This is a genomic window from Saccharospirillum sp. (assembly GCF_039982735.1).
In the GTDB taxonomy this organism is placed as follows: domain Bacteria; phylum Pseudomonadota; class Gammaproteobacteria; order Pseudomonadales; family Natronospirillaceae; genus Saccharospirillum.
On record NZ_JBDWXV010000019.1, the window covers coordinates 25,816 to 50,733 of the forward strand.

The window sequence follows — 24,918 nt, forward strand, 5'->3', positions numbered from 1 at the left end:
GCAGCTCAAAGCTCGCAGCTAACAGCTCAAAACAACACGGCAAGAACGATTGAAATGGATACGAAGGACATCAGCGTTGCTACGACCAGCGTCGCCGCGTAGCGGGCCGGGTCGAGGTAATTGCCGGCAACGACCGGATAGATACTGAGCATGGGCATGGAGGCGATCAGAATCGCGATGATTTGTAACTGCGGGTCGAATGGCGGCAACAGCCAGATCATCAGCGCGACCAGCAGGGGATGAATACAGAGCTTGCCCACCGTGACCCAACTGATTTTCCAGACATCGCCTTTAATACTGATGCCTACCAGCGAGCCGCCGATGACAAACAACGCCACACCGGCCGAGGCATTGGCCAGAAAACCCAGACCGCTCGATACAACATCCGGCAACCTCAGCCCGGTCAGGCTGAAAAGGCTGCCGAACACAATGGCCAGCAAGATCGGTTGAGTTACCAGTCGGCGCACAAAACTGCTGATTACCTGGCGAGCGCTGCCCCCTTCAGATAAAGCGCGTGACAGCTCCAGCACCATGAGCGCGAGCGGCATGATCAGCAGGTTTTCAACCAGCAAGGTCATGGTAAACGCAGCCGCAGGCAAGGTACCGAATACCTGCAACAAGACGGGGTAGCCGACAAAAGCACTGTTACTCAGGCTCATGCCAAGCGCATTCAAGCCGGCTTCAGAGGTCGTGGATTTCGACGCGCCTTTTGAAAAAGCAAAGCCAAGCAGATACGCCAGCAGTGAGCCCGCACCATAGGCAATCAGATAATAGGGCGTGATGGCGGTGACGATCGAAGTCGTGGTCAGAGTGGTAAAAATCAGTGCTGGCAAGCAAAAATACAGCACGAAACGGCCCATGCCCGGAATCACTGATTTAGGCATCAGTTCGGTGCGCACCGCCAGGTAACCGATGCCGATGACCATAAAGATCGGAACGATGACGTTAACTACGGAAATGTCTTGCATGGCGGAAAATCACCCGGGCGGTTGTGTGCAGGTTGGCGGCAGCGGCTGGTAGGTAAGCGATCGCGTTCAGTCCGCCATCAATTCAGGCTTCACAACATACCGCAAGACCATATCGATCACATGGCTGGCCAGCTTTTCCTGATTGGACGCTGCGTTCTGGTCCCAGTTGAAAATACGCGAGAACGTATAGCGATTGGAGACATTGAAGAATGACAATGCACTGATCAGCCAGTGCAACTCCAATGCTTCCAGGCCAGGCCGAAACTGCCCGGTTTCCAGGCCACGACGATAGACTTTCTGCAGTTCATCCACCGCGCCGGCGTTGAGCGATTGAATCAGTTCGGACTGCTCAATGAACCGGCCATGATGAATGTTTTCGATCATCACCATGCGAATAAAATCCGGATTTTTGATGTGGTGCTCAAAGGTAAAGGCAACGAGTTTGCTCAGTGCCTCAATCGGCTCCAGATGGTCGAGTTCGAGCTCCCCTTCCTGCTGTCTCACTTGCTGATAGGAGCGTTCCAGCGCCTTCAAATACAGCGTTTCTTTGTCTTTAAAGTAATAATAAATCATCCGCTTAGATGTTTTGGTTTTCTCGGCGATCTCGTCAATGCGTGCGCCAGACAGCCCTTTTTCAGAGAACTCCCGAGTCGCAACCCGCATGATATCGGCCTTTACGCGCACCGGATCGTTCTTGCGTGTGCGCTCTTTACCGTTAGCGGCCACCTTGTGTGTGGTCATTCTGGCTCCCCTCCGTCTGCGATACGTTCAGTATGCCACAGGTTGACTGAACGTACCATTTCGTACATTATGAATTTGACGATCATCGCCTGGCTATACTTTCCGGAGTTGCAGGCGTCTCGTGGCCCGATTTGAACGACTCATAAATACTTAGCTACACACCCATACAACAACAAGAGGAAGTAACCATGAAGCGCTTATCCTTTCAGGCCAGCGGCCTGGCCATCGCTCTGATTACCGCCGGTGCCGTCTCTGCCGAAAACCTGCGATTCGCCCACGTAGACCCGAACGACTGGACAACCTCCAAAAAAGGCGCTGCCAGTCAGGTGTTCAAGAACCTGGTAGAAGCCGAAACGGACATGACCGTTGATTTGTTTCCGGCCGGTTCACTCGGCAGTGAAGACGACCTGGTGCAAGGCACTCAGGATGGCACCATCAGCATCAGCATGGTCTCCGGTTCTTACGCCAACTATTGCGCCGCTGCCGCGGTCACCGATATCCCTTACACTTTTCCCTCAGCACCGGTTGCCTGGGAAGTGATGGACGGTGAATTCGGTCAGGCCCTGGCGGATCACTGCCTGGAAGAAACCGGCCTGCGCACCCTGGCCTACGGTGAAACCGGCTTTCGTCATTTCACCAACTCGGTACGCCCGATTGCTTCGCCAGCCGATATGGAAGGCCTGAAATTCCGGGTGCAAACCATTCCGCTGTATCTGGAAATGGTACGTGGCCTGGGCGCCGAACCCCAGGGCATTGCCTGGGGTGAAGTCCCGACTGCGCTGGCCACCGGTGTGGTCGACGGCCAGGAAAACCCGATCTCGGTGATCTACGGCAACAGCTTCTACGAGTTCCAGAAATATCTGACGCTGGACCGCCACGTTTACGGTGTTGATCATATCCTGATTAACGACGAACTGTTCCAGTCGCTTTCTGAGAGTGACCAGGCTGCACTGCAACGCGCTGCTGTAGTCGCGGGTACAGTGGGCCGTGCCATTCAGCAATTCGGTTCCGCTGAAGGCGTCTCCAAGCTGATCGAAGAAGGCATGGAAGTCACCCAGCCAACCGATGCACAGATGGCTGAGTTCCGTGCCGCAGCACAACCGGCGGTTCAGGCCTACCTGCGTGACGAACTGGGCAGCGATGCCGAGTGGATCGATCGCCTGGCTGATGCGGTAGATAACGCCACCGCCAACTGATCAGCGCACTGGCGCTACTCTGGAGCCGGGCTTGTATGAGCAGGTCCGGCTCCATGATTTCCTATCGCACTTCCTGCCACACGTCCGGGGCCCGAGTTATGTCCGCAACCCTTCGCCTGTTTCGTCGTCTGCTGATCGGTATTAACGGTACCGGCGCCGGTCTGATGATGCTGACGGTATTCTCCATCGTATTTGCCAATGCGTTCTGGCGCTACACCGCTGGTCGCTCCCTTACCTGGGGTGAAGATGCCGCCATTTACGCCATGATCTACGGCATTATGTTTGGTGTTGCCCTGGCCTATTTACAGGATCGCCATGTGCGTTTCTCCATTGTGGTCGATTTATTGCCAGCCTCGATTCGTCACTACAACCTGATTCTGATCGACATTCTAGTTCTCTGTGTCGGCATCGGCTTTGCCATTTCCGGCTACGAATTCATCGACAGCCGCGGCAGCCGCAACTCGCCCAGCATCGGTTTACCCTTGTGGATGTTTCAGTTCTCCACGCTGATGGGCGGCATATTGCTGTCAATCTCGGCACTGACCATGGGCGCCTGCCGTCTGCTGGGCATGACCGAAGCGGAGGTTGACGCATGATCTACGCACTGCTGTTAATCACCCTGGTCATCGGTGTGCCATTCGCCTTTGTTATTCTCGGTACCCTGCTGGTGTTCATGGCCGGGGCTGATTTTCCCTATCACATTCGCATCGTCGCGCAGCAAGCCTTTGGCGGTTTGCATTCCTTTCCGTTACTGGCAGTACCGCTGTTTATTCTCGCCGGCGAAGTGATGAACGAAGCCGGTATTACCCGGCGAATCATCGCGCTGGCCAATGCCCTGGTTGGCCATATGAGAGCGGGCCTTGCACAGGTTAATATCTGGGCGTCGGTGATGTTCGCCGGCTTGTCCGGTTCGGCCATTGCCGATACCTCGACGCTCGGCCGGGTGTTTATTCCCGAAATGGAAAAGGAAGGTTACCCGCGTGATTTTGCGGCGGCCTTAACCGCTGCGTCTTCGGTCATCGGCCCTATCATCCCGCCGAGCATTCCGGTCATTATCTACGCCCTGACCGTCAGCGGTGTGTCCGTTCCGGGTTTGTTTATGGCCGGTATTATTCCGGGTCTGCTGCTGGCCACGGGACTGTCGATTTACGTCTTTTTCTTTGCCGGCCATTTCGGCACCAAGAAGACACACGCTCCGGGTACCCGACGCAAAGCCGTCTTCAACGGGCTGATTCCCTTGTTCATGCCCATCGCGGTTATCGGTTCCATTCTGCTGGGTATTGTTACACCAACCGAAGCGGCGTCTTTTGCCGTCGTCTATGCCCTCATTGTTGGTCTGGTGCTGTACCGCTCCATTCCGGTATCTCGGCTGCCGCACATTTTCACCCGGGCGATGCGCGACAGCGCAGTGATCATGATCATTATGGCAGCAGTCTCGGCGGCCAACTGGTTACTTACCTACAACCGTATTCCGAACATCATTACCGAGTGGGCGTTGTCGGCCATCGACTCGCAGGTCATTTTCCTGCTGGCGGTCATGCTGTTGCTCCTGCTGGTTGGCCTGGTGCTCGAAGGCATCGCTGCCATTCTGGTGCTGGTACCCATTCTGCACCCGATTGCCGTCGGGCTAGGCATCGAGCCGTTGCACTTCGCCATTCTGGTGATCTTCAACCTGATGATCGGTTTGATTACACCACCGGTTGGGCTGTGTTTGTTTGTCGCTGATTCGGTGGCCCGGGTTGGTTTGTCAGCCATTGTACGACGACTCATGCCCATGTTGCTGGTCGAGGTTCTGGTGTTGGTGGTCATCGCCTTTGTGCCGGATCTGGTGACGTTCCTGCCCAGAATTACCGGTTATCTCTGACCGCGGCCAGTCCGTCAGACAACCATGCCGAACGGAGAAATGACATGTATTCATCCATAGCCACGGTGTGCCTGAGTGGCGCACTGATCGATAAGATCAATGCGATAGCCGATGCCGGTTTTGAAGGCATCGAAATTTTCGAAAACGATCTGACCGCCTTTAACGGCACCGCACGCGAAGCCGGGCAGCTGATTCGTGACCGGGGTATGACCCTGGTCACGCTGCAACCCTTTCGCGATTTTGAAGGGCTCGAAGGTCGCGACCGCCAGCGCGCCTTCGACCGGGCCGAGCGTAAATTCGACTTGATGGAAGAACTGGGCACCGACTTGCTGATGTGTTGCAGCTCGGTTCACCCCAATGCCAAACCGGGCATAGCGCGTGCCGCTGAAGACTATGCCGAACTCGGTGACCGGGCCGCCAAGCGCGGTCTGCGCATCGCCTTTGAAGCGCTGGCCTGGGGCACTCATATTCACGACTACCGCGACAGCTGGGAAGTGGTGCGCCGTGCCGACCATGCATCCGTCGGCCTGGTGCTCGACACCTTTCACATTTTCTCACGCCAAACCGAGCTGGATACACTCGCCAGTATTCCCGGCGACCGGATTTTCCTGGTGCAAACCGCCGATGCGCCACGGCTATCCATGGATCACCTCTCCTGGAGCCGCCACTACCGCTGCTTCCCTGGACAGGGTGAATTGCAGATGCAGCAGTTTATGGAAAGGCTGAGTGAAACCCGTTACGACGGTGCCCTCTCGCATGAGATTTTCAACGACGTGTTTCGCATGGGCCACTCAGACCAGACCGCCCGCGATGGCATGCACTCCTACCGGTTGTTGCGCACAATGGCCGACCAGAGCTCGGTGCCGGCACCGCAACCGGTTGAACGCCTGGCGTTTATCGAGATCGCCATTAACCCGGACCGGGCCGATGTGTTACGCACCGATCTGGCCGCCCTGGGGTTGCGCTGCGTCGGCAAACACGCTCAGGTTGCGGCCGAGCGCTGGGCCATGAATGACTTGAACGTCGTCATCAATACCGAGCGTGATTTCGCTGGCCGGGTACCCGGGCGCGAAGCAACCTCGGTCAGTGCCTTTGGCGTGCAGGTCGATAACGCTTACCAGGCGATCAAGCGTGCCCGAAAGCTGGGTTACGACCTTGTTGAACCCAAAGATGTAAACGCCAGCCACGACATGACGGCTATGCGCAACGTCGACGGGTCCCTGGCGTACATTGTCGACGCCTCACAACTGAGCAAAGTCTGGGATACCGAATTCACCGTCGACACCCAACCGGTTCCGGAAGGCCCCGTGGTTGAAGTCGACCACCTGAGTCTGTCGCTGTCGTATCACGATTACCTGTCGGTAATGTTGCAGTACCGTTCCGTGTTTGCGCTGGAACCGACCGCTTCATTTGATGTAACCGACCCTAAGGGGCTTATCCAGAGCCAGGTGCTGCACAACAGCGGTGAAGCGAACCAGAGCCGCCGCTTCCGCCTGGCACTGAACGCCAGTGCCTCACCGGAGACCACCAGCAACCGGCTGGTCAAGAAAGTGGGCGGTTCCGGTGTGCAGCACATTGCGCTTCGCACCCAGGATATGGCCGCTACTGTCACAGGTTTGGCCGACGCCCATACACCCACGCTGACGATTCCGGTGAACTATTACCGGGATCTGCAAGCGCGCTATGAACTCGGAGAATCCGAGGTTCAGTGGATGCAGGATCACTCTGTCTTGTATGACGAAGATGGCACTGGCGAGTTCCGCCAGCTCTACGTCCGGCCCGATCATCAATCTTTCTTTTTCGAACTGGTGCAACGCGATGGCTATCAGGGCCTCGGTGCGCCCAATGCGTTCGTCCGTGCCGCCGCCCAGCAACAAGCGGATGCCCTGGCCAACCCGTCTGCAGACACTGATGGAGACTCCAAACCATGACACCGGCCATGAAACTGGCATTAATTGGCGAGGGCATCGCCAAATCACAATCGCCCGACCTGCACCGGCGACTGGGCAGCCTGGTTGGACTGGACACGCAATACGACCTGGTCGATTCGCTTGGTGTTAATGCCTTCGATTTCCCAGCCACGGTCGCGCGTTTGCAAGCCGAAGGCTATCGCGGCAGCAACGTCACTTTTCCGTTCAAGGAAGCGGCCCGCAACCTGGCCGATACCCTCAGCGAAGGCGTTAAGCGCGTGGGCTCGTCCAACACCCTGATCTTCGAAAACGGCAAAATACACGCGGAAAACACTGACTACAGCGGCTTTATCAGTGCCTATCGCCGCCAGTTCGCTGACCGGCCGGCAGGGTCGGTATTGTTGATCGGTGCCGGTGGCGTTGGTCGCGCGGTGGCCTGTGCGCTGGGTGCCCTGGGTGTGACGGATCTGTACTTGGTTGAGCGTGAGCCGACTCGCGGTGAATCCCTGAGCCGGGACCTGAACAAACAGGGCATCATCACCCGGATGCTGACGGTCGATGAAGCAGAAAGTCGGATGGCGCAGTTCGATGGCGTGGTCAATTGCACGCCGGTCGGGCACATCAACCACCCGGGCTGCCCGATTCGTACCGACCGCCTGAACGACCGGCAATGGGTGTTCGACGCGGTCTATATTCCGGCCCGGACGGCGTTGCTGATCGCCGCTGAACATCAGGGTGCGTCGACACTGTCCGGAGTCGATCTGTTCGTCTTTCAGGGCATCGATGCATTCCGGTTTTTCGCCGGTAAACAGGCTACGGCAGCCGACATTGACACCCAGGTCGGTTCAGTGCGTGATCATTACTTTGAACAACTGGTGGTGAATTCAGGCACGAGCGCTCCTTAGCACAAGGGGCGTCATCTGACCTTGCTCGTTGTATTTGAATTGAAACAAACGCCCCTCTCAACACTTCCGCGGAGCTCTGGCCAGTACGAGGGACTTTGACACCAGTGGTGCGGCATTCCGACGGACATATTTAGGAGTGCTGCACCGCCAGGGGCTCGGCTAAAACCTCCGGCACCAAAACTGCGGTTTCTACTCAGTCAGCCCGGGATACTTCCTGCAGCCAGCGCGTGCTCTACCCCACCCCATAAATGCTCGTGGAGCGTTTTCCGGGCCCCTTGCACGTCTCTTTTCATGGCACAGTCGAAGAGTTCATGATGCTCATCGCCAGCAATAGGCCCGCGATAGGAAAGCGCGATGAATTGATACCGCAAGTACTTGTCGAAAATGGCATTGTGCAGGTGCATCAATGATTGGGAGCCGCACGCTGAAATCAATGCCTGATGAAATTGCCAGTCGCATTGCTTCCAGCGTTCCGTGACTTGATTGTTACCCTTTTCCATGTCGGCCTCTACGGAAGTCAGTTTGTGGTATGCAGCCACCACCCGCGCTTCCCAGTCAACGTCTCCCAATCCAAAAGAGTCCTCAAGGGCTTTGCCTTCCACTAACAGACGCAATTCTGCCAATTCACGTATGTTACTGGCTGACACTGGCGCAACCTCGAAGCCACGCTGACCTTCGGCAATGACAAAGCCTTCTGACGTTAATCGGTTCAGTACTTCGCGCAAGGTCGCTACGCTTGACTGGTAGTGGTCACGCAAATTGCCGATCTTCAACTTGTTCCCCGGGGCTAGCTTTCCGTTGATGATGTCGGCCCTTAATTTGCCCCATACCGCTTCTCCTACAGACGAAGAGCTACCTGCCTGACGCTGTGCTGTACCGATGGAGGGAGTCGCGTCAGTTTTGGCTATTGGCAATTGACCGGTGTTGACCGTATGCGCAACGCAGGCATCAATATGTTCATGCAATACAGTCAATGCACGCTCTGCGTCCCGATCAAGAGCCGACTCCAGTAAAACACGATGCTCCTGAGCGGCTGGCTTTCCGCGGAAGATAACCGCGACAATTTGATATCGCTGATAGCGGTCAAAAATCATGCTATAGGCACTGAGTAGCTCTTGCGAGCCACAGGCAGAGACCAGGGTACGGTGAAACTCACGGTCGTAGTACTTCCATTCGGCGCTGCGGCGGGTATCTCCTGTCATCATCAGGCGCTCCATCGTTTCGAGCTTATGGTACGCACCGACGACCCGGCCTTCCCACTCCAGATCTCCCTTACGGAAGGACTCGCGCAACGCATGACCTTCCAGCAGTTCGCGCAAGACGGCTAGCTGTACGAACTCTTCCTGAGTAACAGCGGCAACTTCGAACCCCCGCTGGCCCTCGGAATAGACCAGGCCCTCAGCCGACAAGCGGTACAGTGTCTCCCTGAGAGTGCTAACACTGGCCGAGTAGCGCTCTTTCAAGGTATCCAGGCGTAATCTGGAACACGGGGTCAGCCGACCACTGATGATATCGCTTCGAATTGAGCGGTATGCACTTTCACCCGCTGTTTCCTGCTGCTCAGATAGCAAGCTCTAGCTCCTCTGTAAAACCCGCATTCTGTCACCCGCCCCGCGGCTCGGCAACAAAAAGGCATGAATAAATGATATTTTTAATAATATCCGTTTTTTATCGTTAAAACGGTTGATCATTATTTTGTATTATGTAGCATGAGATCTGTCCAGCGAGGGTGCGGTAGCCTCTTGGTGGGCAAAAATCACAATAAAAGGAGGCATTCCATGCCCATTACCGCCAAATACCGCAACATCATTGCCGCAGGCGCCATGTTACTCTCGGCGACCGCATCGACTGTTGCTGTCGCAGAAGACAACCCCACACTCCGTTTCTCCGCTGTATTTTCCGAGCAAGACATTCGTGCCGAGATGATGCAGCGCTTCGAAGACGCCGTCGCGTCGGATTTCGATATAGAAATACACTACGGAGGTACATTGTTCAGCCAGGGCTCCGAACTGGTCGCACTTCAGCGTGGAAACCTGGAGATGAGTAATGTGTCGCCACAGGACGTTTCCAATCAGATCCCTGCGTGGTCCATTTTAACCTCCGCCTACCTCTTCCGGGACGCTGAGCATCTCCTGGCATTCTTCAGAAGTGATGCAGGCGAGGAGATGAAGGGCATGGTAGAAGACCAGCTCGGGGTGCATATCCTGGGTCCAACCTTCTTCGGCACCCGCCATGTCGGCCTGGTGGATGATGAGCGCATCGAAACCCCTGATGACATGTCCGGCGTTCGACTGCGCATGCCTCCGGGCGAGTCCTGGCAGTTCCTGGGACAGGCACTGGGCGCCAACCCGACAGCCATGGCCTATTCTGAAGTCTATACAGGGCTGCAGACCGGTGCGATCGACGGTCAGGACAACCCACTGCCGAACGTCCAAAACATGCGGTTTTATGAAGTAATGGACCAGATTGCCCTGACCTCTCACCTCGTCGCTTTTGACTTGCTAATGGTTTCGTCAAGCGTTTGGAATGATATGACGCCAGAGCAACAAGAGTCCTTCCAGAGTGCGGCAGACGAGGCAATTGCCTGGAGTACGGCCGAACACCAACGAAACGAGCAAAACCTGGCTGACTTCTTTCGCAGTGAAGGCGTTGATATATACACGCCCGATGTCGATGCCTTCCGCGACTATGCTCAGCAACTTTACCTCGAATCAAGGCTCTCTGAATCCTGGCCCGATGGCATGCTAGAGCGCATCAATGACCTTTGATAGCTAGAGGATAGGATCGGCCGCAACGCGGCCGATCCTATCCGGGCTAAACGCGAGAGTTTTGAGTTATGAAGTTGCGCCAGGGTATCCATCGTATCGCTACGTGGTTTCGACACGCCACCAATGCCGTCGCCGCTGCCATGCTTGCCGTCATGTTTATTTCGTTTCTAATCACCGTGCTTTTCCGTTATGTACTGAACTGGCCGGCAGGCTGGGCTTCGGAGCTTAGCACGATGATGTGGGTATGGCTGGTCCTGTTTGGCGCAGCGTTCACATTGGGCGAGCGGGACGAAATCCGATTCGACATTTTCTACAGCAATGTTCCGCCACTGGCCAGACGAGTGATGACGGTACTCTTCTCCTTTGGGGTTGTTCTGCTTTTTCTTATGTCACTGCCTGCGGTGTATGACTATGTGACTTTTATGAAAGTGCAGAGCACATCGTATCTGCGTGTTCGTTACGACTGGCTTTACTCCATCTACGTTGTCTTTGCTGTGGCGGTGGTAATCCGCTACCTATGGCTTGGTATTCGCGCTGCCCTTGGACACGACCCAATGGTGGCAAGCGAACCCAAAAGCGACAGTAACAGAGGTTAATAATGGATCCATTTACGCTCGCGCTTCTGGTAATTATCGCTTTGGCACTTCTGGGTTTGCCCATCGGTTTGTCAATGATTTCCGGCTCCATTGTCTATCTCTTCATGAACGGTATGGACATGGGCCTGGTGGCCGAACGGCTTTTGAACAGTATGTATGGTGGCTACGTCATCCTTGCCGTTCCGCTGTTCATTCTAGCGGCTGACTTGATGAATATTGGCACCATGACCGATCGACTGCTTCACTTCTGCAACGCATTGGTTGGCCGGTTTCGTGGCGGACTGGCTTATGTGAATATTGTTCAGTCAATCATCTTTTCCGGAATGTCCGGCTCTGCTTTCGCAGACGCCGCTGGCACAGGTCGGATCATCGCTAATATGATGATCAAAGACGGCCGCTATACCCGAAGTTTTGCGGCGGCATTGACGGCGAGTGCGGCAGTCATCGGCCCAATCATTCCTCCTTCCATACCGATGGTGCTGTATGCGCTTGTTTCAAACGCGTCCATCGGTTACCTGTTTCTAGGCGGCATTATCCCCGGGTTACTCATGGGGGTCATGTTGATGGCGGTGGTATGGGTCACAGCACGCTATAAAAAGTTTCCAGTGGAAGAGCCCACTCCCGTCCGGGCATTGCCAGGCATTACTGTTCGTGCGTTCCCTGCGTTGATGCTACCCGTCGTTTTGTTGGGTGGTATTTACAGCGGGGCAATGACACCCACAGAGGCAGCTGCCGTTGCGGCAGCCTATGCCCTATTGGTGTCGATTGTGCTGTATCGAAACATCAACTTGAAACAGATATATGGCTCTCTCGTCAATAGCGCCCGGTCTTCGGTGGCTATTGGCATGTTGATCGCAGGTGCACTCGTCTTTAACTACGTCGTGACGTCCGAAAACATCCCTCAATCTTTGAGCCTGTTTTTGGAAGGCTATAACTTGTCGGCCTTGCAGTTCCTGCTGATCGTCAATTTGGTGCTCCTGCTGCTTGGATGTCTGTTAGAGGGAACGGCCATTATTCTGATCATTGTGCCGGTGTTCATTCCATCAGCAAACGCGTTGGGCATCGACCTTGTTCACTTTGGTGTGATTACCGTTGTAAATATTATGATTGGGCTGGTGACTCCGCCTTATGGACTGCTGATATTCATCATGCAAAGCATTACTCGCGCACCGTTACGCAGTCTGTTCGTCGATCTGATTCCGTTCATTGGTGCTCTGTTTCTGGCATTAGCGTGTATCACGCTTTTTCCCGATATCGTTCTCTGGCTACCACGTCAATTTGGCTATGATGGCTAAAAACAACAAGAGGAAAGTCAAATGCAGCCGATTTACATTCTTAACGGCCCTAATCTCAACAGACTGGGAAAACGTGAACCTGAAATATACGGTCACACTACATTGAATGAAGTTGAATCCATGTGCCGAAAAGCCAGCAGTCATTACCCGGTGGTCTTTCGTCAGTCCGGATACGAAGGTCAGTTAGTCGAATGGATACACGAAGCCATTGATGAGCCCGCTGCTGCGATCATCATTAATCCCGCTGGATTAACCTTTTCATCCATTCCGATCCTGGATGCGCTCAAGATGTTCCCTGGCCCAATCATTGAGTTGCATATTTCCAACATCCATCGTCGTGAAGATATCTATCACAAGTCACTGGTTTCCCGAATAGCGACTGCAGTTATAGCCGGCCTCGGGCCAACCGGGTATCGAACCGCTGTAGAGGCCGCGTTAAATCTGATCGAGGACACCAGCCATTGACCGTAGCCACTCAACTGCGGTTCAGTGCCTCACTGACTGACGACTGGGGTCTCCTCAATAAACAATATTAAGTGGCCCGGGATATAGGGCCTCGCTACTCGGCGCGAGTTGTCCGGTTACTTGAATTGGAGCAAGCGCTGGATGAGGCCATGACAAGCGGGGAAAATACCCAGCCTTCGGGGGTCACAGGCGCCCGGGGATCCCTGAGCCGGCTCAGCCAGGAGCTGCTCGAATCGGAGTCTTACTTCAGGGTACGGTAGTCACTCAATTCCACTCTCGCCGAGCAAAGACGCCCCGCACCTAAGTAGTCACCTAACCTTGCGGGTCGTGCGTGCCAGCGATTGCGCCAGTGACCGGACAATGGAAATAAACAGCCGCTGAGTGGTGGTCGGTTGCCAGTCTTTGCGTGTGGTGATGCCAATGGGCCGTTCGACCGGCGGCATGTCGATGTTCAGTACCGTCAGAATGCCTTCCTGCTGTTCGTGCTCGATCTGGTGGCTGGAAATAAACGTCAGTCGATCGCTGCCCAGCAGCAATTCCCGAATCACGATCTGAGAACTGCACTCAATCACACCGCGCAGGGCAGCCGGGTCCTGCGAGGCAATCATTCGGTTGAACAACGAACGAGCCGGAGTTCCCTCTCGTGGTACCACCCAAGGGTAGCCGTGTAGATCGTCGAGCGTCAGTGTGCCGCCCCCCGCCAGCGGGTGCTGTTTTCGGGCGACGACCGAGATCGGGCTGGTCAGCAGTTGCTCCTGCTGAATGTCCGAACTCGGTGCCGGGTCGCGCAGTGCACCGATCAGCAAGTCGAGTTCACCGTGCAACAAGCGGTTCAACAAGTCATCGTAAGGGCCTTCGAGCACGTCGACCCGAATTTCCGGTTTCAGTGTCGATATACGGTTAATGGCCGCCGGTAACAGAAAGGTGCGCGCCAGTGGCATTGAACCGACCCGAATCAGGGTGGAATCGGCCCCCTGCATTTCCTGCACTTCGAACAGGCCCTGTTCGAGTTCGCGCAACCCCAACAGGGCGAAACGGGCAAGGCGCAAGGCGGCACGGGTGAGGGAGATGCCAATACTGGTTTTTTCGAACAGAACGGCGTTAAGAAGCCCTTCCAGCTCACCAGCAGCGCGATAGACCGCCGGTTGTGAAATGCCCAGCGAGCGAGCGGCGGTGCTGTAGCTGGTCGCCGTTTGCAGTGCCAGCAAGGCGCGCAGGTGGGCATTGGTCATCTGATCGGAGGGGTGAACAGAGGCACGTACCCCGTCCTGCTTGCGATCGGCGATGCGCACCGCCTCACGTGTGCCCGTGCGCAGAAAGGCCATGCAGCGATCCACCCGGTGCACCAGTAATTCACCGCTGTCGGTCAGGTACATGCCGTTGTGGCGACGCACGAACAGACTGATGCCCAGACGCGCCTCCAGCTTGCCAATGGCCTGGGTAACGGCCGATTGCGACAGAAATATACGCTCGGCGGCGGCGCTGATGCTGTGCGAACGAGCCACCTCACTGAAGGCCCGCAAATGCCGTAGATTGGGGATCCTATCGAGCAATATCGGGCTCCTGCTTGCCTTGAATGTCACATAAGTTTAACCAACTTATAACATAAACTAATACCATGTTAAGGAAAACTAACTGGTTCACCCGGGCCGGGCTGTGAATACTGGGTTCAGGACGGTTGCAGATTGCCTGAGCGTTCAGGCGAAATTCAGGATCTGGATTACACTCTGTGCCAATGGTCGGCAACTCCCGTTACATTCGGGCAGCTGTTGATTGGAACTTGCAGTAGTCTTGCAGTAATAAGCCGCCTGGCCGGGAAAGACCGGCCGGATACATCGGCCTACGGGACCGGTGTATTACAAAAACAACGAGGTAACTGAATTATGCTTAAGCACGTTAAGACAACATCCCTGATTGGCCTGATGGCTGTTTCCGCCGCCTCTGTGCAGGCTGAAGAAGTCACACTGCGCGTTGGTCACCTGTGGCCTTCAGTCGCTGCGGCTCATACCGATGTGGTACAGGCCTGGGCCGATGCCGTTGAGGCAGATTCCAACGGCCGGATCGAAGTCCAGGTTTACCCGAGTGGCCAGCTCGCTGCCCCCCCGGCTCAGTACGATGCCGTTAAAAACCGGATCATGGACGCCACCGCTACCGTTCAGGGCTACACCGCCAACCGCTTCCCGCTGACCCAGGTGGTTGAATTGCCCGGCGTCTCCGACAGCGGCAAGCAGGGTGCCTGCATTCTGCAAAACCTGATGGACGAAGGTCACATCGACCAGGAATACGATGACACCAAACCGGTCTTCATTTTCACACACGGCCCGGGTGGCTTCCACGTCTCCGGTACCAGCATCGAAACGCCTGAAGACCTGCAAGGTCTGCGTATTCGTCGCCCTACCACGGTCGTGGGCAACATTCTGACTGAACTGGGTGCCCAGCCAGTCGGTATGGCGGCACCGGAGAGCTACACCTCCATGCAGCGTGGCGTTATCGACGGTGTTGCTCTGCCCTGGGAAGGTGCCTTGTCTTTCCGCCTGAACGAGCTGTCCGATTCGCACACTGAAATTGGTGGTCTGTACACCCTGGCGTTCATTCTCACCATGAACGAAAGCGTCTATAACAACCTGTCTGCCGAAAACAAAGCCGTCATTGATGCCAACTCTGGCATGGACTGGTCAGTCCGCGCGGGCGAAGTATTTGACGCACAAGACATAGCCGGTCGCCAGCAGGCGGTTGATGCCGGTCACGAGATCATTCAGATCGAAGGCGGCACCAGCAACCCAGCCTGGGCCCCGTACATTGAACGTGCCAAAGAGACCTACCTGTCTGACCTGGAAGGCCGTGGTCTGCCAGCCCGTGAAGTGTACGAACGCGCGATGGAGTTGCGTTCACAGTGTGAAGTCTAAACGGCTTCCTATCAGTGCCTTGCGTTCGGAGTGAACGCAAGGCACTGCTTTCCTGATTCCCTGGAGCGATCCCTGTGCGTAACCTGATTGACTGGATACGAAAGCTTTCACTCGGCTTCAATATTATCGGTGGTACGGCCCTGATCCTTACCATGGTGATCGTACTGATAGAAGTCCTGACCCGTACCATTTTCGGCCTGACCGGCGGCGCTGTTGACCTGACGTTCAATGGCAGCTTCGAGCTGGTTCGCCACGGTATGATGATTACCTTTGCCTATTCCATGCCCTATTGCCTGGCCCGGGGCCAGGTGGTGGTGGATATTTTCACCGACAGATGGTCCGACCGGATCAAGTCGGTCATGTCCGGATTCTACACCCTGTTGTTTGGCATCTTCGGCTTTCTGATGACCGTTCGCCTCATCGAGTCAGCCCACTCGGCCTCGATGTCCGGAGAGACCACTCAAGACCTGGCCTTGTCTATGGATAACATTTACTACATCGCCGCACTTGGCATGTTCATGCTCGGAATGCGCGGTTTTGCCCTTGCCTGGGAACAGATGTTTTTCGACGACCACTCTCAGACAACGGGTGACACGCTATGAGTTCCCAATTGATCGGTTTTATCTGCGTTGCCGGCATGTTGGGCATGATCGCACTGCGCATGCCCATTGCCCTCGGCATGGCCATTGCCGGCTTCGTCGGCTTTGGCTGGATCGTCGCCTTTGACCCGGCTATATCTATTCTGGAAAGCGGCGCGTTCGAGACCATTTCCAACTACGATTTCAGCCCGATTCCGATGTTCATTTTTATGGGTGTGCTGGCCTCCAAGGCGCGCATGTCGGCGGAGCTGTTTCACGGTGCCAAAACCCTGTTCGGTGCCTGGCGCGGTGGCATGGCGCTGGCAGCAGTGATGTCCTGCGGTATTTTTTCGGCCATTTCCGGTTCTTCACTGGCTACCGCAGCGAGCATGTCGAAAGTCGCGCTGCCGGAGATGAAGAAAAACGGCTATGCCGACTCACTGGCCACCGGAACCCTGGCTGCGGGTGGCACCCTGGGCATTATGATTCCGCCGTCCATTGCCTTGTTGCTGTATGGTTTGCTGACCGAGCAGTCGGTCGGCGACATGTTCATTGCCGGCATTATCCCAGGTTTTATGGGCCTACTGCTGTACATGGTTGCCATCGCCATTACCGTGAAGATCTTTCCGCAACTGGCCACCCCTGGTGAAGCCACGACACTGCGTCAGAAATTGTCCGGCCTTAAAGGCCTGATCCCCTTCGGCGGTATTTTCGCTCTGATCATTGGCGGCATTTACGGCGGTATTTTCACCCCCACCGAAGCGGCATCGGTCGGTGCTTTTGGTGCCCTGATCATCGCGCTTTACCGGGGCATGAACCGCAGAGACTTTATTGAAGCCGTGGCGGAAACGCTGGTCGTTTCCACGATGATTTTCTTTATGGTCATCGGCGCCGAGATTTTCAGTGTCTTTCTGTCGGTATCCCAGGTCTCCAACAGCCTGGTCAACACGGTGAACGAGCTGAATCTGTCGCCCATCATGATCCTGATGTGCATTCTGGCGTTTTACATTGTACTGGGCATGGTGATGGACAGCATTGCCATGCTGTTGCTGACAGTGCCCATTGTGTACCCGCTGGCCATGGCCGCCGGTTTCGACCCGATCTGGTTCGGCATCGTCACTGTGATCACGGTTGAACTGGGGCTGATAACACCGCCTATTGGCATGAACGTATTCGTAATTAATTCCGTCGCCAAAGACGTGCGCATCACCTCAATATTCAAAGGGGTTATTCCCTTCGTGTTGTCAGATATTGTGCGTCTTGCCTTGATTATCGGGTTTCCGGTACTGGCACTCGGGTTGTTGTAACGCTTTTCTCCGCAAGGGTCTGGCAATCGGACCCTTGCCAAATGACACAATTCATCGGGGCTGACTCCTCAGCCTTCGATGCGATGAATTATGGAGGCTGCTATGTCTACCCTGTCCCATCCCAACGTTGTTGTGCAAAACATTGAGCGTGCCGACCAGGCCATTATTGACGGACTGGCTGAATGTGGCGTGGCTACGGTACACGAATCCCAGGGCCGCAAAGGTTTGCTGGCCGACTACATGCGCCCCATCTACAAAGGGGCCCAGGTAGCCGCTTCCGCCGTTACCATTTCAGCACCGCCATGCGATAACTGGATGGTGCATGTGGCCATTGAACAGGTTAAGCCAGGCGACATTCTGGTGCTGGCTCCGACCTCGCCTTCCAACGCCGGTTATTTTGGCGACCTGCTGGCAACATCCATGCAGGCACGCGGTGGCGTTGGCCTGATCATCGACGGCGGTGTACGCGACACAAGAGACCTGACGGAAATGAACTTTCCGGTCTGGTCCAAATCCGTATTCGCGCAAGGCACGGTTAAAGAAACGCTGGGCTCGGTCAACGTTCCAGTAGTCTGTGCTGGCGAGCTGGTCAATCCGGGTGACATCATCGTCGCCGATGACGATGGCGTTTGTGTGGTACGCCGCGAGGAAGCCGCTGAGGTACTCGAAAAATCCCGCCAGCGCATGGCCAACGAAGAAGCCAAGCGCCAGCGACTGGCCGCCGGTGAACTCGGTCTCGACATTTACAACATGCGCGAACGGCTTGCTGAAAAGGGCCTGAAATATGTCTGATATCGCCTGCATGTGGATGCGTGGCGGTACGTCCAAGGGCGGCTTTTTTCTGGCCGATGATTTGCCCGACGATACCGCCAAGCGTGACGCTGCCCTGTTGCGCGTCATGGGCTCGCCCGACCCGCGCCAGATTGACGGCATGGGCGGGGCCGACCCGCTGACGTCGAAGGTAGCTGTAGTCAGAAAATCCGATCGCGACGATTGCGACGTCGAATACCTGTTTCTGCAGGTCTACGTCGATCAGGCACTGGTAACCGATGCGCAGAACTGCGGCAACATGCTGGCCGGTGTTGGCCCCTTCGCGATTGAGCGCGGGCTGGTCGACGCTAAAGGCGATGAAACTGACGTACGCATCTTTATGGTCAACACCGGCCAGGTGGCCGTCGCCCGGGTCATGACACCCGGCGGTCAGGTGAGCTATGAAGGCGATGCCGCCATCGACGGTGTGCCCGGTACTTCAGCACCGGTATTAATAACGTTCAAGGATACCGCCGGTTCCAGCTGCGGCGCCTTGCTGCCTACGGGCAATGCCTACGACACCGTCGAAGGCACCCGCATCACCTGCATCGACAATGGCATGCCCTGCGTGATTCTCCGCGCCCGGGATTTCGACATCACCGGCACCGAAACCCGCGAAGAACTCGAAGCCAACGAAACGTTAAAGGCGCGCCTTGAGAAGATACGATTACAGGCGGGTTACCTGATGAACCTGGGTGACGTAACGGACAAAACCGTGCCGAAGATGACACTGGTCAGTCCGCCAACCAATGGCGGTGTGCTGTCAACACGCACGTTTATTCCACACCGCTGCCATGCATCCATTGGCGTGCTGGGTGCTGTTTCCGTAGCCACTGCCGCCGCCATTGAACACAGCGTTGCAAACGAAGTCGCTGAGTTATCCGGTGATACCATGGCGATTGAACATCCCATTGGTGAAACCACCGTCGTTTTAACCAGAGATGCGAAAGGCGAAGTCGAAAGCGCCGCCATTCTTCGCACCGCGAGAAAATTAATGGACGGCCGGGTGTTCATGTAACCACCCAACCCGAACCTGTGCCACCCGATTAACCACGGCTGCTGACGAATGCCGCAGCCAGGAGATCAGACAATGACCATGAGCGAAGGCTACTTGCCATTTCATCCGAACCCGAAAAAACCAGACTATAAAGCACCCGAAGGTGCTGTTGACGCACACTGCCATGTGTTTGGTCCAGCGGATAAATTCCCCTATGCCCCAGAGCGTAAATACACGCCGTGCGATGCCGGTAAAGACCAGTTGTTTGCGCTGCGCGATCATTTAGGGTTTAGCCGCAATGTGATCGTGCAGGCATCCTGCCATGGCAAAAATAACGATGCGCTGGTCGATGCTTTGGTGACTGCTGGAGACAAGGCGCGTGGCATCGCTTTTGTGGGTAAGGAAGTCACCCATGAAGAATTGAAAAAGATGGATGAGGCCGGTGTCCGTGGCGTTCGATTCAACTTTGTCAAGCGCCTGGTCGACACTACGCCCTGGGAAGATTTTCTGGAAATTGCCGAGAAGATCAAACCCTTTGGCTGGCACATCGTGGTGTATTTTGAAGCACCTGACCTTGAAGGTCTGAAGCCATTGCTGGCCAAGTTCGACACCACCATTGTGGTTGACCATATGGGCCGGCCCGATGTCAGCAAGGGCGTCGACAGTGCCGAGTTTGCCTCTTTCGTAAGCCTGCTCGCCGACAACCCCAATATCTGGACCAAGGTCAGCTGCCCGGAACGCCTGACCATCGACGGCCCCCCGTATACCGATGTCATTCCGTTCGCTCGCAAGCTGGTAGAGACTTTTCCGGACCGTGTGCTTTGGGGGACCGACTGGCCGCACCCGAACATGTCGTCTCATGTGCCCGACGACGGGCAACTGGTCGATGTGATTCCGCACATTGCCCCTACCGAAGAACTGCAACAAAAACTGCTGATCGACAATCCAATGCGGCTGTATTGGGAACGCTGATTGTTAACCGGGCAGCCGAGGGAGAAAACCATGAACACGACCGATCTCAAGCTTTGTTTTATCGGTTTCGGCGAAGCCGCCGAAGCGTTCTGGAGCGGTATGGATCACGGCCCGGTCAGTTCGGTTTACAGTTACGATAGCCTGACAGAGTCGCCGGGTACAGCCGCGCACGAGGCCATGCAGGCCCGCTGCAACGCATTGGATGTACCGGTGTGTGCCAGCCTGGGAGCAGCGGTCAGTGAGGCCGACATTGTGATGTCGGTGGTGACGGCCGATCAGGCATTTGCCGTGGCTGAAGCCACCGCACCGCTGATGAAAAAAGGCGCTCTGTTTCTCGACTGCAATTCCTGTGCGCCACAAACCAAGCAGGCTTCGGCCAGCGTCATTGACGCTGCCGGTGGTCGTTATGTTGATGTCGCGGTAATGGCCCCGGTCAACCCGGGCAAGAATCGAACTCCGTTGCTGTTGAGCGGCGCCCATGTAGAAGACGCCAAAGCCGTACTCGATGCGTTAGCCATGAACGCGACCATTGAAGCGGGGCCTGTCGGCACGGCTTCGTCCGTCAAAATGGTGCGCAGCATTATGGTCAAGGGAATGGAGGCCTTGTTTGCCGAATGTGTTCTGGCTGGCCGACTGGCCGGTGTTGACACTCAGGTACTGGCCTCACTGGAACATTCCCACCCCGGTTTCAACTGGGAAAAACGCGCCGGTTATAACCTGGAGCGCATGACCCAACACGGTATTCGCCGCGCCTCCGAGATGGAAGAGGTGTGCCATTTTCTGAACCACCTGGGCCTTGAAGAACCCTTGTCGGCGAGCACCGTTCGCTGGCAGGAGCGCCTGGGACACTCGGGCATCGTTGCCGACCCGGCCGACTACGCCGGCACCACCGATGCCATGATCAAGACCTTTAAACTCACTCCCATGAAGGAGGTTCAATCATGAAGATTTGTATCGCAGGCGCGGCTGGCGCCTTTGGCATGAAGCACCTCGACGCCGTGCGCAACATCGACGGCATTGAAGTCCATTCTGTTGTCGGTCACGACGCTGAAAAGATGGCGGCTTTCGCCAAAGACAACAATATCCCCCATTCATTCACTGAGCTGGACGACGCCCTTGCCCAGCCAGAACTGGATGCGGTAATTCTGGCCACCCCGACCCAGGTGCATGCCAGCCAGGCCATTGCCTGTCTGAAAGCCGGTAAGCATGTGATGGTTGAAATTCCGATGGCCGATAACATCGACGACGCTCGCGAACTGGTTAAGGTTCAGAAAGAAACTGGCCTGGTCGCCATGGCCGGTCACACCCGTCGCTTCAACCCCAGCCACCAGTGGATTCACGATAAAATCCAGAAAGGTGAGCTCAAAGTTCAGCAGATGGATGTGCAAACCTACTTCTTCCGTCGCAGCAACAAGAATGCGCTGGGCCAGGAGCGCAGCTGGACCGATCACTTACTGTGGCACCACGCCTGCCACACCGTCGACCTGTTCCAGTATCAGGTCGGTGAGCGTGCCAGTAAACTGCAAGCACTGCAGGGTCCAATTCATCCGACACTGGGCATCGCGATGGACATGAGCATCGGCATGAAAGTACCCAATGGCGCGATCTGTACGCTGTCGCTGTCGTTCAACAACGAAGGCCCGTTCGGCACCTTCTTCCGCTACATCTGTGACAACGGCACTTACATTGCCCGCTACGACGATCTGGTCGACGGCAATGAAAACCCGGTTGATCTGAGTGGCGTTGCGGTATCCAACAACGGCATCGAACTGCAGGATCGCGAGTTCTTCGCGGCTATCCAGGAAGGCCGGGAGCCTAATGCCAGCGTGGCCCAGTGCCTGCCGGCGATGGAATCCCTCAACACTCTGGAGCAATTGCTCGAAGCCGAGTAAATGCCAGCCAGGTCCTGCTACTCGGTGGCTGACCCTGAAAGGCAGGGTCACCCACCGGATTTGTTACCCCCATCGCCTGAACCCGCGATGGAAGGTAGGGCTGCTCCTGCGGGGGCGCCGTGAATACTTCCATGTAGGCTTAGCTTCGGGGTATGAATCCCTTCCATGGGATTCACCCTACGGGCTCGCTGCGCTCGTGCTAAAACGCTCCCGGCATTTTAGTCCATGCCTCAGATACCCCCGCATGAGCAGCCCTACCTCCCCTCGCTAGTCTACAGCGATGCAGTGCTCTTCCAATATTCCTTTAGTTAATCAGCCATTCCTGCCTATCTCTCCAAATCAGGTATGATACCCCCTGTTTTTGGTTTCAGGTTGAGAGTGCATGTTAGCGTCCCCCGATTGGCTGAGTAGCCTGTACCGCCGTGTAGGCGCCCTGATCATTGATGCCGCTGTGCTGGTATCGGTCGGATTTGTGCTGGGCTGGGTATTCGAGTCCTATTTTGTTGAGCTGTCTGTCTGGGCCCGCGCCATTGGCTTTGCGATTGCACTGCTCTATTTCGGCATTCTGAACGGCGAGCTGAATAACGGCCAGACCATAGGCAAGCGGCTGCTTGCCATTCGCGTCGTGAATCTGCATAACGAGAGCATCAAGCTCGATGTCTCGCTGCTGCGCAGCCTGATTCTGATCACGCCATTTTTTGTGCAAGGTTCCGGATTACCCGGTGCGCTGTTGCACAGTTTCTGGATTTACCCGGTGTCACTGGTGCTGTTTGGCGGCCTGGTATCAACCGCTTATTTGATGGTGTTCAACCGCCGCACCCGCCAGGGCCCGCACGACTGGATCTGCAAGACCTTCGTGGCGAACGTGGAAAGCGACCCGCAACGGCCCGAGTCTATCTGGCTCGGTCATTCGGTAACGGTGGGGTTTGTTCTGGTTCTGTCGCTGGCGTTGCCGGCGGCCGTGCAACAGTCAAACATTGCCGAGCCACAGCCCGACCTTGACCGCAGTGCGGCCCAATTGCTGCAGCTCGACATCGCAAACCATGTGCAGATAGCCCGGGTAGATTCGCAGCGGGATGACGTCGAAAATCGATTCACCAGCGCTCAGATTATGCTCACCGAGAACCGGGTAGAGGATGAAGATCTGGCGGCTGACATTGCCCGTCAGCTACTGCAAGGGAACGATCGCATTCGCACCCAGGGGCCGCTGATAATCAACCTCACCTACGGGTATGATCTGGGAATCTTCAGCAGCTGGGATAGCAGGATGCACCGGTTTAATGGGCAGGAAGAGTGAGCTGAGAGCTGAGAGCTGAGAGCTGAGAGCTGAGAGCTGAGAGCTGAGAGCTGAGAGCTGAGAGCTGAGAGCTGAGAGTATTCAGTGTTTACTGTCTGGCAGACGGCTTGCAACAGATTTTCAGTCTTTCACTCAAAGCTCGCAGCTAAAAGCGATCAGCTCAACCACTGCCAGAACGCTTCATTCATCGCTTGGGGCTGTTCCATGGTACTCATATGGCCAGCGTCTTCGATGATTTCCAGTCGACTGTGTCGAACCTTATCGGCCATCGCCTGGTGCTGTTCCGGCGTGCTCCAGGCATCCTGGCGGCCGACGATGAACGTCGTCGGGCAATCGATGTTCGACAGCACCGACGAGGCATCAGGGCGTTCGATCAACGCGTTGATCTGGGCTTCAAAAATCGCCGGTGTCTTGCGCTCGAACATGGCAACAATGGCGCTGATCAACGCCGTATCATTCAGCCGGTCCGGGTGGACCATACCGGTAACCCAGTCGCGGGCCATAGCCGCCACGCCCTGCTCATGGGCGGTTTTCACCCGGGCCATCCGGCCAGTCACTTCTTTTTCCCCCGCTTCGCCGTCGGCCAGGGACGCATATCCCGTATCGAGCAGAGCCAGGCGTTGCACTTTTTCCGGGGCCAGGCGCATCACTTCCAGCGCAACGCGCCCGCCCATTGAGTGGCCGGCCATGGCGAAAGACTCAGGTGCGTTGTCGAGTGCGCGTCGGGCCATGGCGACCAGGCTGTCATCGTCTTCATAGTCTACAACAATACAATGCCAGGCCTCGCTCAGTGCGTTGATCTGGTGCTCATAGACGGTGTGATCACACATCAGCCCAGGCAATAACAGTAATGTCGGTTTCATGGTTGCTGACTCGCTATCGGTTGGTTCAGTACAAACAGAGCCCGGCGCTCCTGCAAGCGCCAGCCATCGTCGGTTAACACACAGTGGTCATGGTACTCGCCAACGAGACTGCGGTGAACCGGTGCACCGAATACGTCAGATTCCCGCTCGCCGGCATCACTTGAATACAGCATCACATAGGCTAGAGCGTGGGCTTCAGTATCGGACAACAGGGTGACGCGCTGATTGGTCACCAGATGCCGGTTCAGCCGGTTGGGCGGGTTGTTCAGATAGGCCTGCAAAATCGCCTCGCGACCGACCAACGGCTCGGGGGTGGTCGGCCGGAAGAGTCGACCTTCCGGCACAAACAGCTGCACGAATTCGTCGAACGCTTTGGTATCGAGTGCGTGCTGGGCATCGAGTACCAGACGGTGAATGGCGTGTTCTGCCAGCAACGCAGTCAGCGCTGTTGCATCGGTTGTCATACCATTAACTCCGGATTCGGGTTCTCATGGTATTGGGTCTTTCCGGTTTGATCAACATGGGCGCTCCGCCCAACGGTGACCACATCTGACCGGGTCACCCACCTTACGGGTGCAGGTACCCCGG

Annotated in this window: 24 protein-coding genes; 18 read left to right on the plus strand and 6 right to left on the minus strand. The window is 56.0% G+C overall.

The window, feature by feature from the left end; all coding sequences use genetic code 11:
• Positions 1 to 26: 26 nt before the first annotated feature.
• Together ABJT94_RS16685 and ABJT94_RS16690 are read right to left on the minus strand one after the other, a co-directional pair.
• Positions 27 to 968: an AEC family transporter gene (locus ABJT94_RS16685; protein WP_348474705.1), complete on the minus strand. Its 942-nt coding sequence runs from the start codon at positions 966 to 968 to the stop codon at positions 27 to 29.
• Between the two features lie 66 nt (positions 969 to 1,034).
• Complete coding sequence (locus ABJT94_RS16690) at positions 1,035 to 1,709, minus strand: TetR/AcrR family transcriptional regulator (RefSeq protein ID WP_348474706.1); 675 nt, start codon at positions 1,707 to 1,709, stop codon at positions 1,035 to 1,037.
• Between the two features lie 188 nt (positions 1,710 to 1,897).
• Here ABJT94_RS16690 and ABJT94_RS16695 point away from each other — a divergent pair, with 188 nt between their 5' ends.
• The 5 genes from ABJT94_RS16695 (at position 1,898) to ABJT94_RS16715 (ending at position 7,584) form a co-directional block, all read left to right on the plus strand.
• Positions 1,898 to 2,905 (plus strand): DctP family TRAP transporter solute-binding subunit, encoded by a 1,008-nt coding sequence (locus ABJT94_RS16695; RefSeq protein ID WP_348474707.1) that lies wholly within the window; start codon positions 1,898 to 1,900, stop codon positions 2,903 to 2,905.
• Positions 2,906 to 3,003: 98 nt separating this feature from the next.
• Positions 3,004 to 3,501, plus strand: a complete 498-nt coding sequence (locus ABJT94_RS16700; RefSeq protein ID WP_348474708.1) for a TRAP transporter small permease subunit — start codon at positions 3,004 to 3,006, stop codon at positions 3,499 to 3,501.
• On the plus strand, positions 3,498 to 4,769 hold the full coding sequence (locus ABJT94_RS16705) for a TRAP transporter large permease (RefSeq protein WP_348474709.1): 1,272 nt from the start codon (positions 3,498 to 3,500) through the stop codon (positions 4,767 to 4,769). Before ABJT94_RS16700 ends, ABJT94_RS16705 begins: the two co-directional genes overlap by 4 nt.
• A 44-nt stretch (positions 4,770 to 4,813) precedes the next feature.
• The gene (locus tag ABJT94_RS16710) at positions 4,814 to 6,700 is read left to right on the plus strand and encodes a TIM barrel protein (RefSeq protein WP_348474710.1); all 1,887 of its coding nucleotides are present in this window, start codon (positions 4,814 to 4,816) and stop codon (positions 6,698 to 6,700) included.
• On the plus strand, positions 6,697 to 7,584 hold the full coding sequence (locus ABJT94_RS16715; RefSeq protein WP_348474711.1) for a shikimate dehydrogenase: 888 nt from the start codon (positions 6,697 to 6,699) through the stop codon (positions 7,582 to 7,584). The genes ABJT94_RS16710 and ABJT94_RS16715 overlap by 4 nt, the downstream gene beginning before the upstream one ends.
• Positions 7,585 to 7,781: 197 nt before the next feature.
• Here ABJT94_RS16715 and ABJT94_RS16720 read toward each other — a convergent pair whose 3' ends face one another.
• The gene (locus ABJT94_RS16720; RefSeq protein ID WP_348474712.1) at positions 7,782 to 9,155 is read right to left on the minus strand and encodes a GntR family transcriptional regulator; all 1,374 of its coding nucleotides are present in this window, start codon (positions 9,153 to 9,155) and stop codon (positions 7,782 to 7,784) included.
• 207 nt (positions 9,156 to 9,362) lie between these two features.
• On the opposite strand from ABJT94_RS16720, the gene dctP reads away from it, so the two are divergent.
• From dctP to ABJT94_RS16740, 4 genes are all read left to right on the plus strand, one after another.
• Positions 9,363 to 10,352, plus strand: coding sequence for a TRAP transporter substrate-binding protein DctP (dctP, locus tag ABJT94_RS16725; protein WP_348474713.1), 990 nt, complete (start codon positions 9,363 to 9,365; stop codon positions 10,350 to 10,352).
• A 68-nt stretch (positions 10,353 to 10,420) separates the two neighbouring features.
• Entirely contained in the window at positions 10,421 to 10,948 is a 528-nt protein-coding gene (locus tag ABJT94_RS16730; protein WP_348474714.1) for a TRAP transporter small permease, read from the plus strand.
• A 2-nt stretch (positions 10,949 to 10,950) separates the two neighbouring features.
• Entirely contained in the window at positions 10,951 to 12,243 is a 1,293-nt protein-coding gene (locus tag ABJT94_RS16735) for a TRAP transporter large permease (protein ID WP_348474715.1), read from the plus strand.
• 21 nt (positions 12,244 to 12,264) lie between these two features.
• Positions 12,265 to 12,708, plus strand: a complete 444-nt coding sequence (locus tag ABJT94_RS16740) for a type II 3-dehydroquinate dehydratase (RefSeq protein WP_348474716.1) — start codon at positions 12,265 to 12,267, stop codon at positions 12,706 to 12,708.
• 308 nt (positions 12,709 to 13,016) lie between these two features.
• Here the strand turns inward: ABJT94_RS16740 and ABJT94_RS16745 are convergent, their stop codons facing one another.
• Positions 13,017 to 14,261 (minus strand): LysR family transcriptional regulator, encoded by a 1,245-nt coding sequence (locus tag ABJT94_RS16745; protein ID WP_348474717.1) that lies wholly within the window; start codon positions 14,259 to 14,261, stop codon positions 13,017 to 13,019.
• A gap of 330 nt (positions 14,262 to 14,591) precedes the next feature.
• On the opposite strand from ABJT94_RS16745, the gene ABJT94_RS16750 reads away from it, so the two are divergent.
• The 9 genes from ABJT94_RS16750 (at position 14,592) to ABJT94_RS16790 (ending at position 23,467) form a co-directional block, all read left to right on the plus strand.
• Complete coding sequence (locus tag ABJT94_RS16750) at positions 14,592 to 15,614, plus strand: TRAP transporter substrate-binding protein (protein WP_348474718.1); 1,023 nt, start codon at positions 14,592 to 14,594, stop codon at positions 15,612 to 15,614.
• A 74-nt stretch (positions 15,615 to 15,688) separates the two neighbouring features.
• Positions 15,689 to 16,216 (plus strand): TRAP transporter small permease subunit, encoded by a 528-nt coding sequence (locus ABJT94_RS16755; protein ID WP_348474719.1) that lies wholly within the window; start codon positions 15,689 to 15,691, stop codon positions 16,214 to 16,216.
• Positions 16,213 to 17,499, plus strand: a complete 1,287-nt coding sequence (locus tag ABJT94_RS16760) for a TRAP transporter large permease (protein WP_348474720.1) — start codon at positions 16,213 to 16,215, stop codon at positions 17,497 to 17,499. The genes ABJT94_RS16755 and ABJT94_RS16760 overlap by 4 nt, the downstream gene beginning before the upstream one ends.
• Before the next feature lie 102 nt (positions 17,500 to 17,601).
• Positions 17,602 to 18,291, plus strand: coding sequence for a 4-carboxy-4-hydroxy-2-oxoadipate aldolase/oxaloacetate decarboxylase (locus tag ABJT94_RS16765; protein ID WP_348474721.1), 690 nt, complete (start codon positions 17,602 to 17,604; stop codon positions 18,289 to 18,291).
• Positions 18,284 to 19,327: a 4-oxalomesaconate tautomerase gene (locus tag ABJT94_RS16770; RefSeq protein ID WP_348474722.1), complete on the plus strand. Its 1,044-nt coding sequence runs from the start codon at positions 18,284 to 18,286 to the stop codon at positions 19,325 to 19,327. The genes ABJT94_RS16765 and ABJT94_RS16770 overlap by 8 nt, the downstream gene beginning before the upstream one ends.
• Positions 19,328 to 19,405: 78 nt before the next feature.
• Positions 19,406 to 20,278 carry an amidohydrolase family protein gene (locus ABJT94_RS16775; protein ID WP_348474775.1) on the plus strand — a complete coding sequence of 291 codons (873 nt, stop codon included), beginning with the start codon at positions 19,406 to 19,408 and terminating at the stop codon, positions 20,276 to 20,278.
• 30 nt (positions 20,279 to 20,308) lie between these two features.
• A complete protein-coding gene (locus tag ABJT94_RS16780) occupies positions 20,309 to 21,223 on the plus strand; it encodes a DUF1932 domain-containing protein (RefSeq protein ID WP_348474723.1) in 915 nt (304 codons plus the stop codon).
• The gene (locus ABJT94_RS16785) at positions 21,220 to 22,170 is read left to right on the plus strand and encodes a Gfo/Idh/MocA family oxidoreductase (protein WP_348474724.1); all 951 of its coding nucleotides are present in this window, start codon (positions 21,220 to 21,222) and stop codon (positions 22,168 to 22,170) included. The genes ABJT94_RS16780 and ABJT94_RS16785 overlap by 4 nt, the downstream gene beginning before the upstream one ends.
• 382 nt (positions 22,171 to 22,552) lie before the next feature.
• Positions 22,553 to 23,467, plus strand: coding sequence for an RDD family protein (locus ABJT94_RS16790; protein WP_348474725.1), 915 nt, complete (start codon positions 22,553 to 22,555; stop codon positions 23,465 to 23,467).
• Between the two features lie 155 nt (positions 23,468 to 23,622).
• Here ABJT94_RS16790 and ABJT94_RS16795 read toward each other — a convergent pair whose 3' ends face one another.
• Together ABJT94_RS16795 and ABJT94_RS16800 are read right to left on the minus strand one after the other, a co-directional pair.
• The gene (locus tag ABJT94_RS16795) at positions 23,623 to 24,330 is read right to left on the minus strand and encodes an alpha/beta hydrolase (RefSeq protein WP_348474726.1); all 708 of its coding nucleotides are present in this window, start codon (positions 24,328 to 24,330) and stop codon (positions 23,623 to 23,625) included.
• The gene (locus tag ABJT94_RS16800) at positions 24,327 to 24,794 is read right to left on the minus strand and encodes a nuclear transport factor 2 family protein (protein WP_348474727.1); all 468 of its coding nucleotides are present in this window, start codon (positions 24,792 to 24,794) and stop codon (positions 24,327 to 24,329) included. Before ABJT94_RS16800 ends, ABJT94_RS16795 begins: the two co-directional genes overlap by 4 nt.
• Between the last annotated feature and the right edge of the window lie 124 nt (positions 24,795 to 24,918).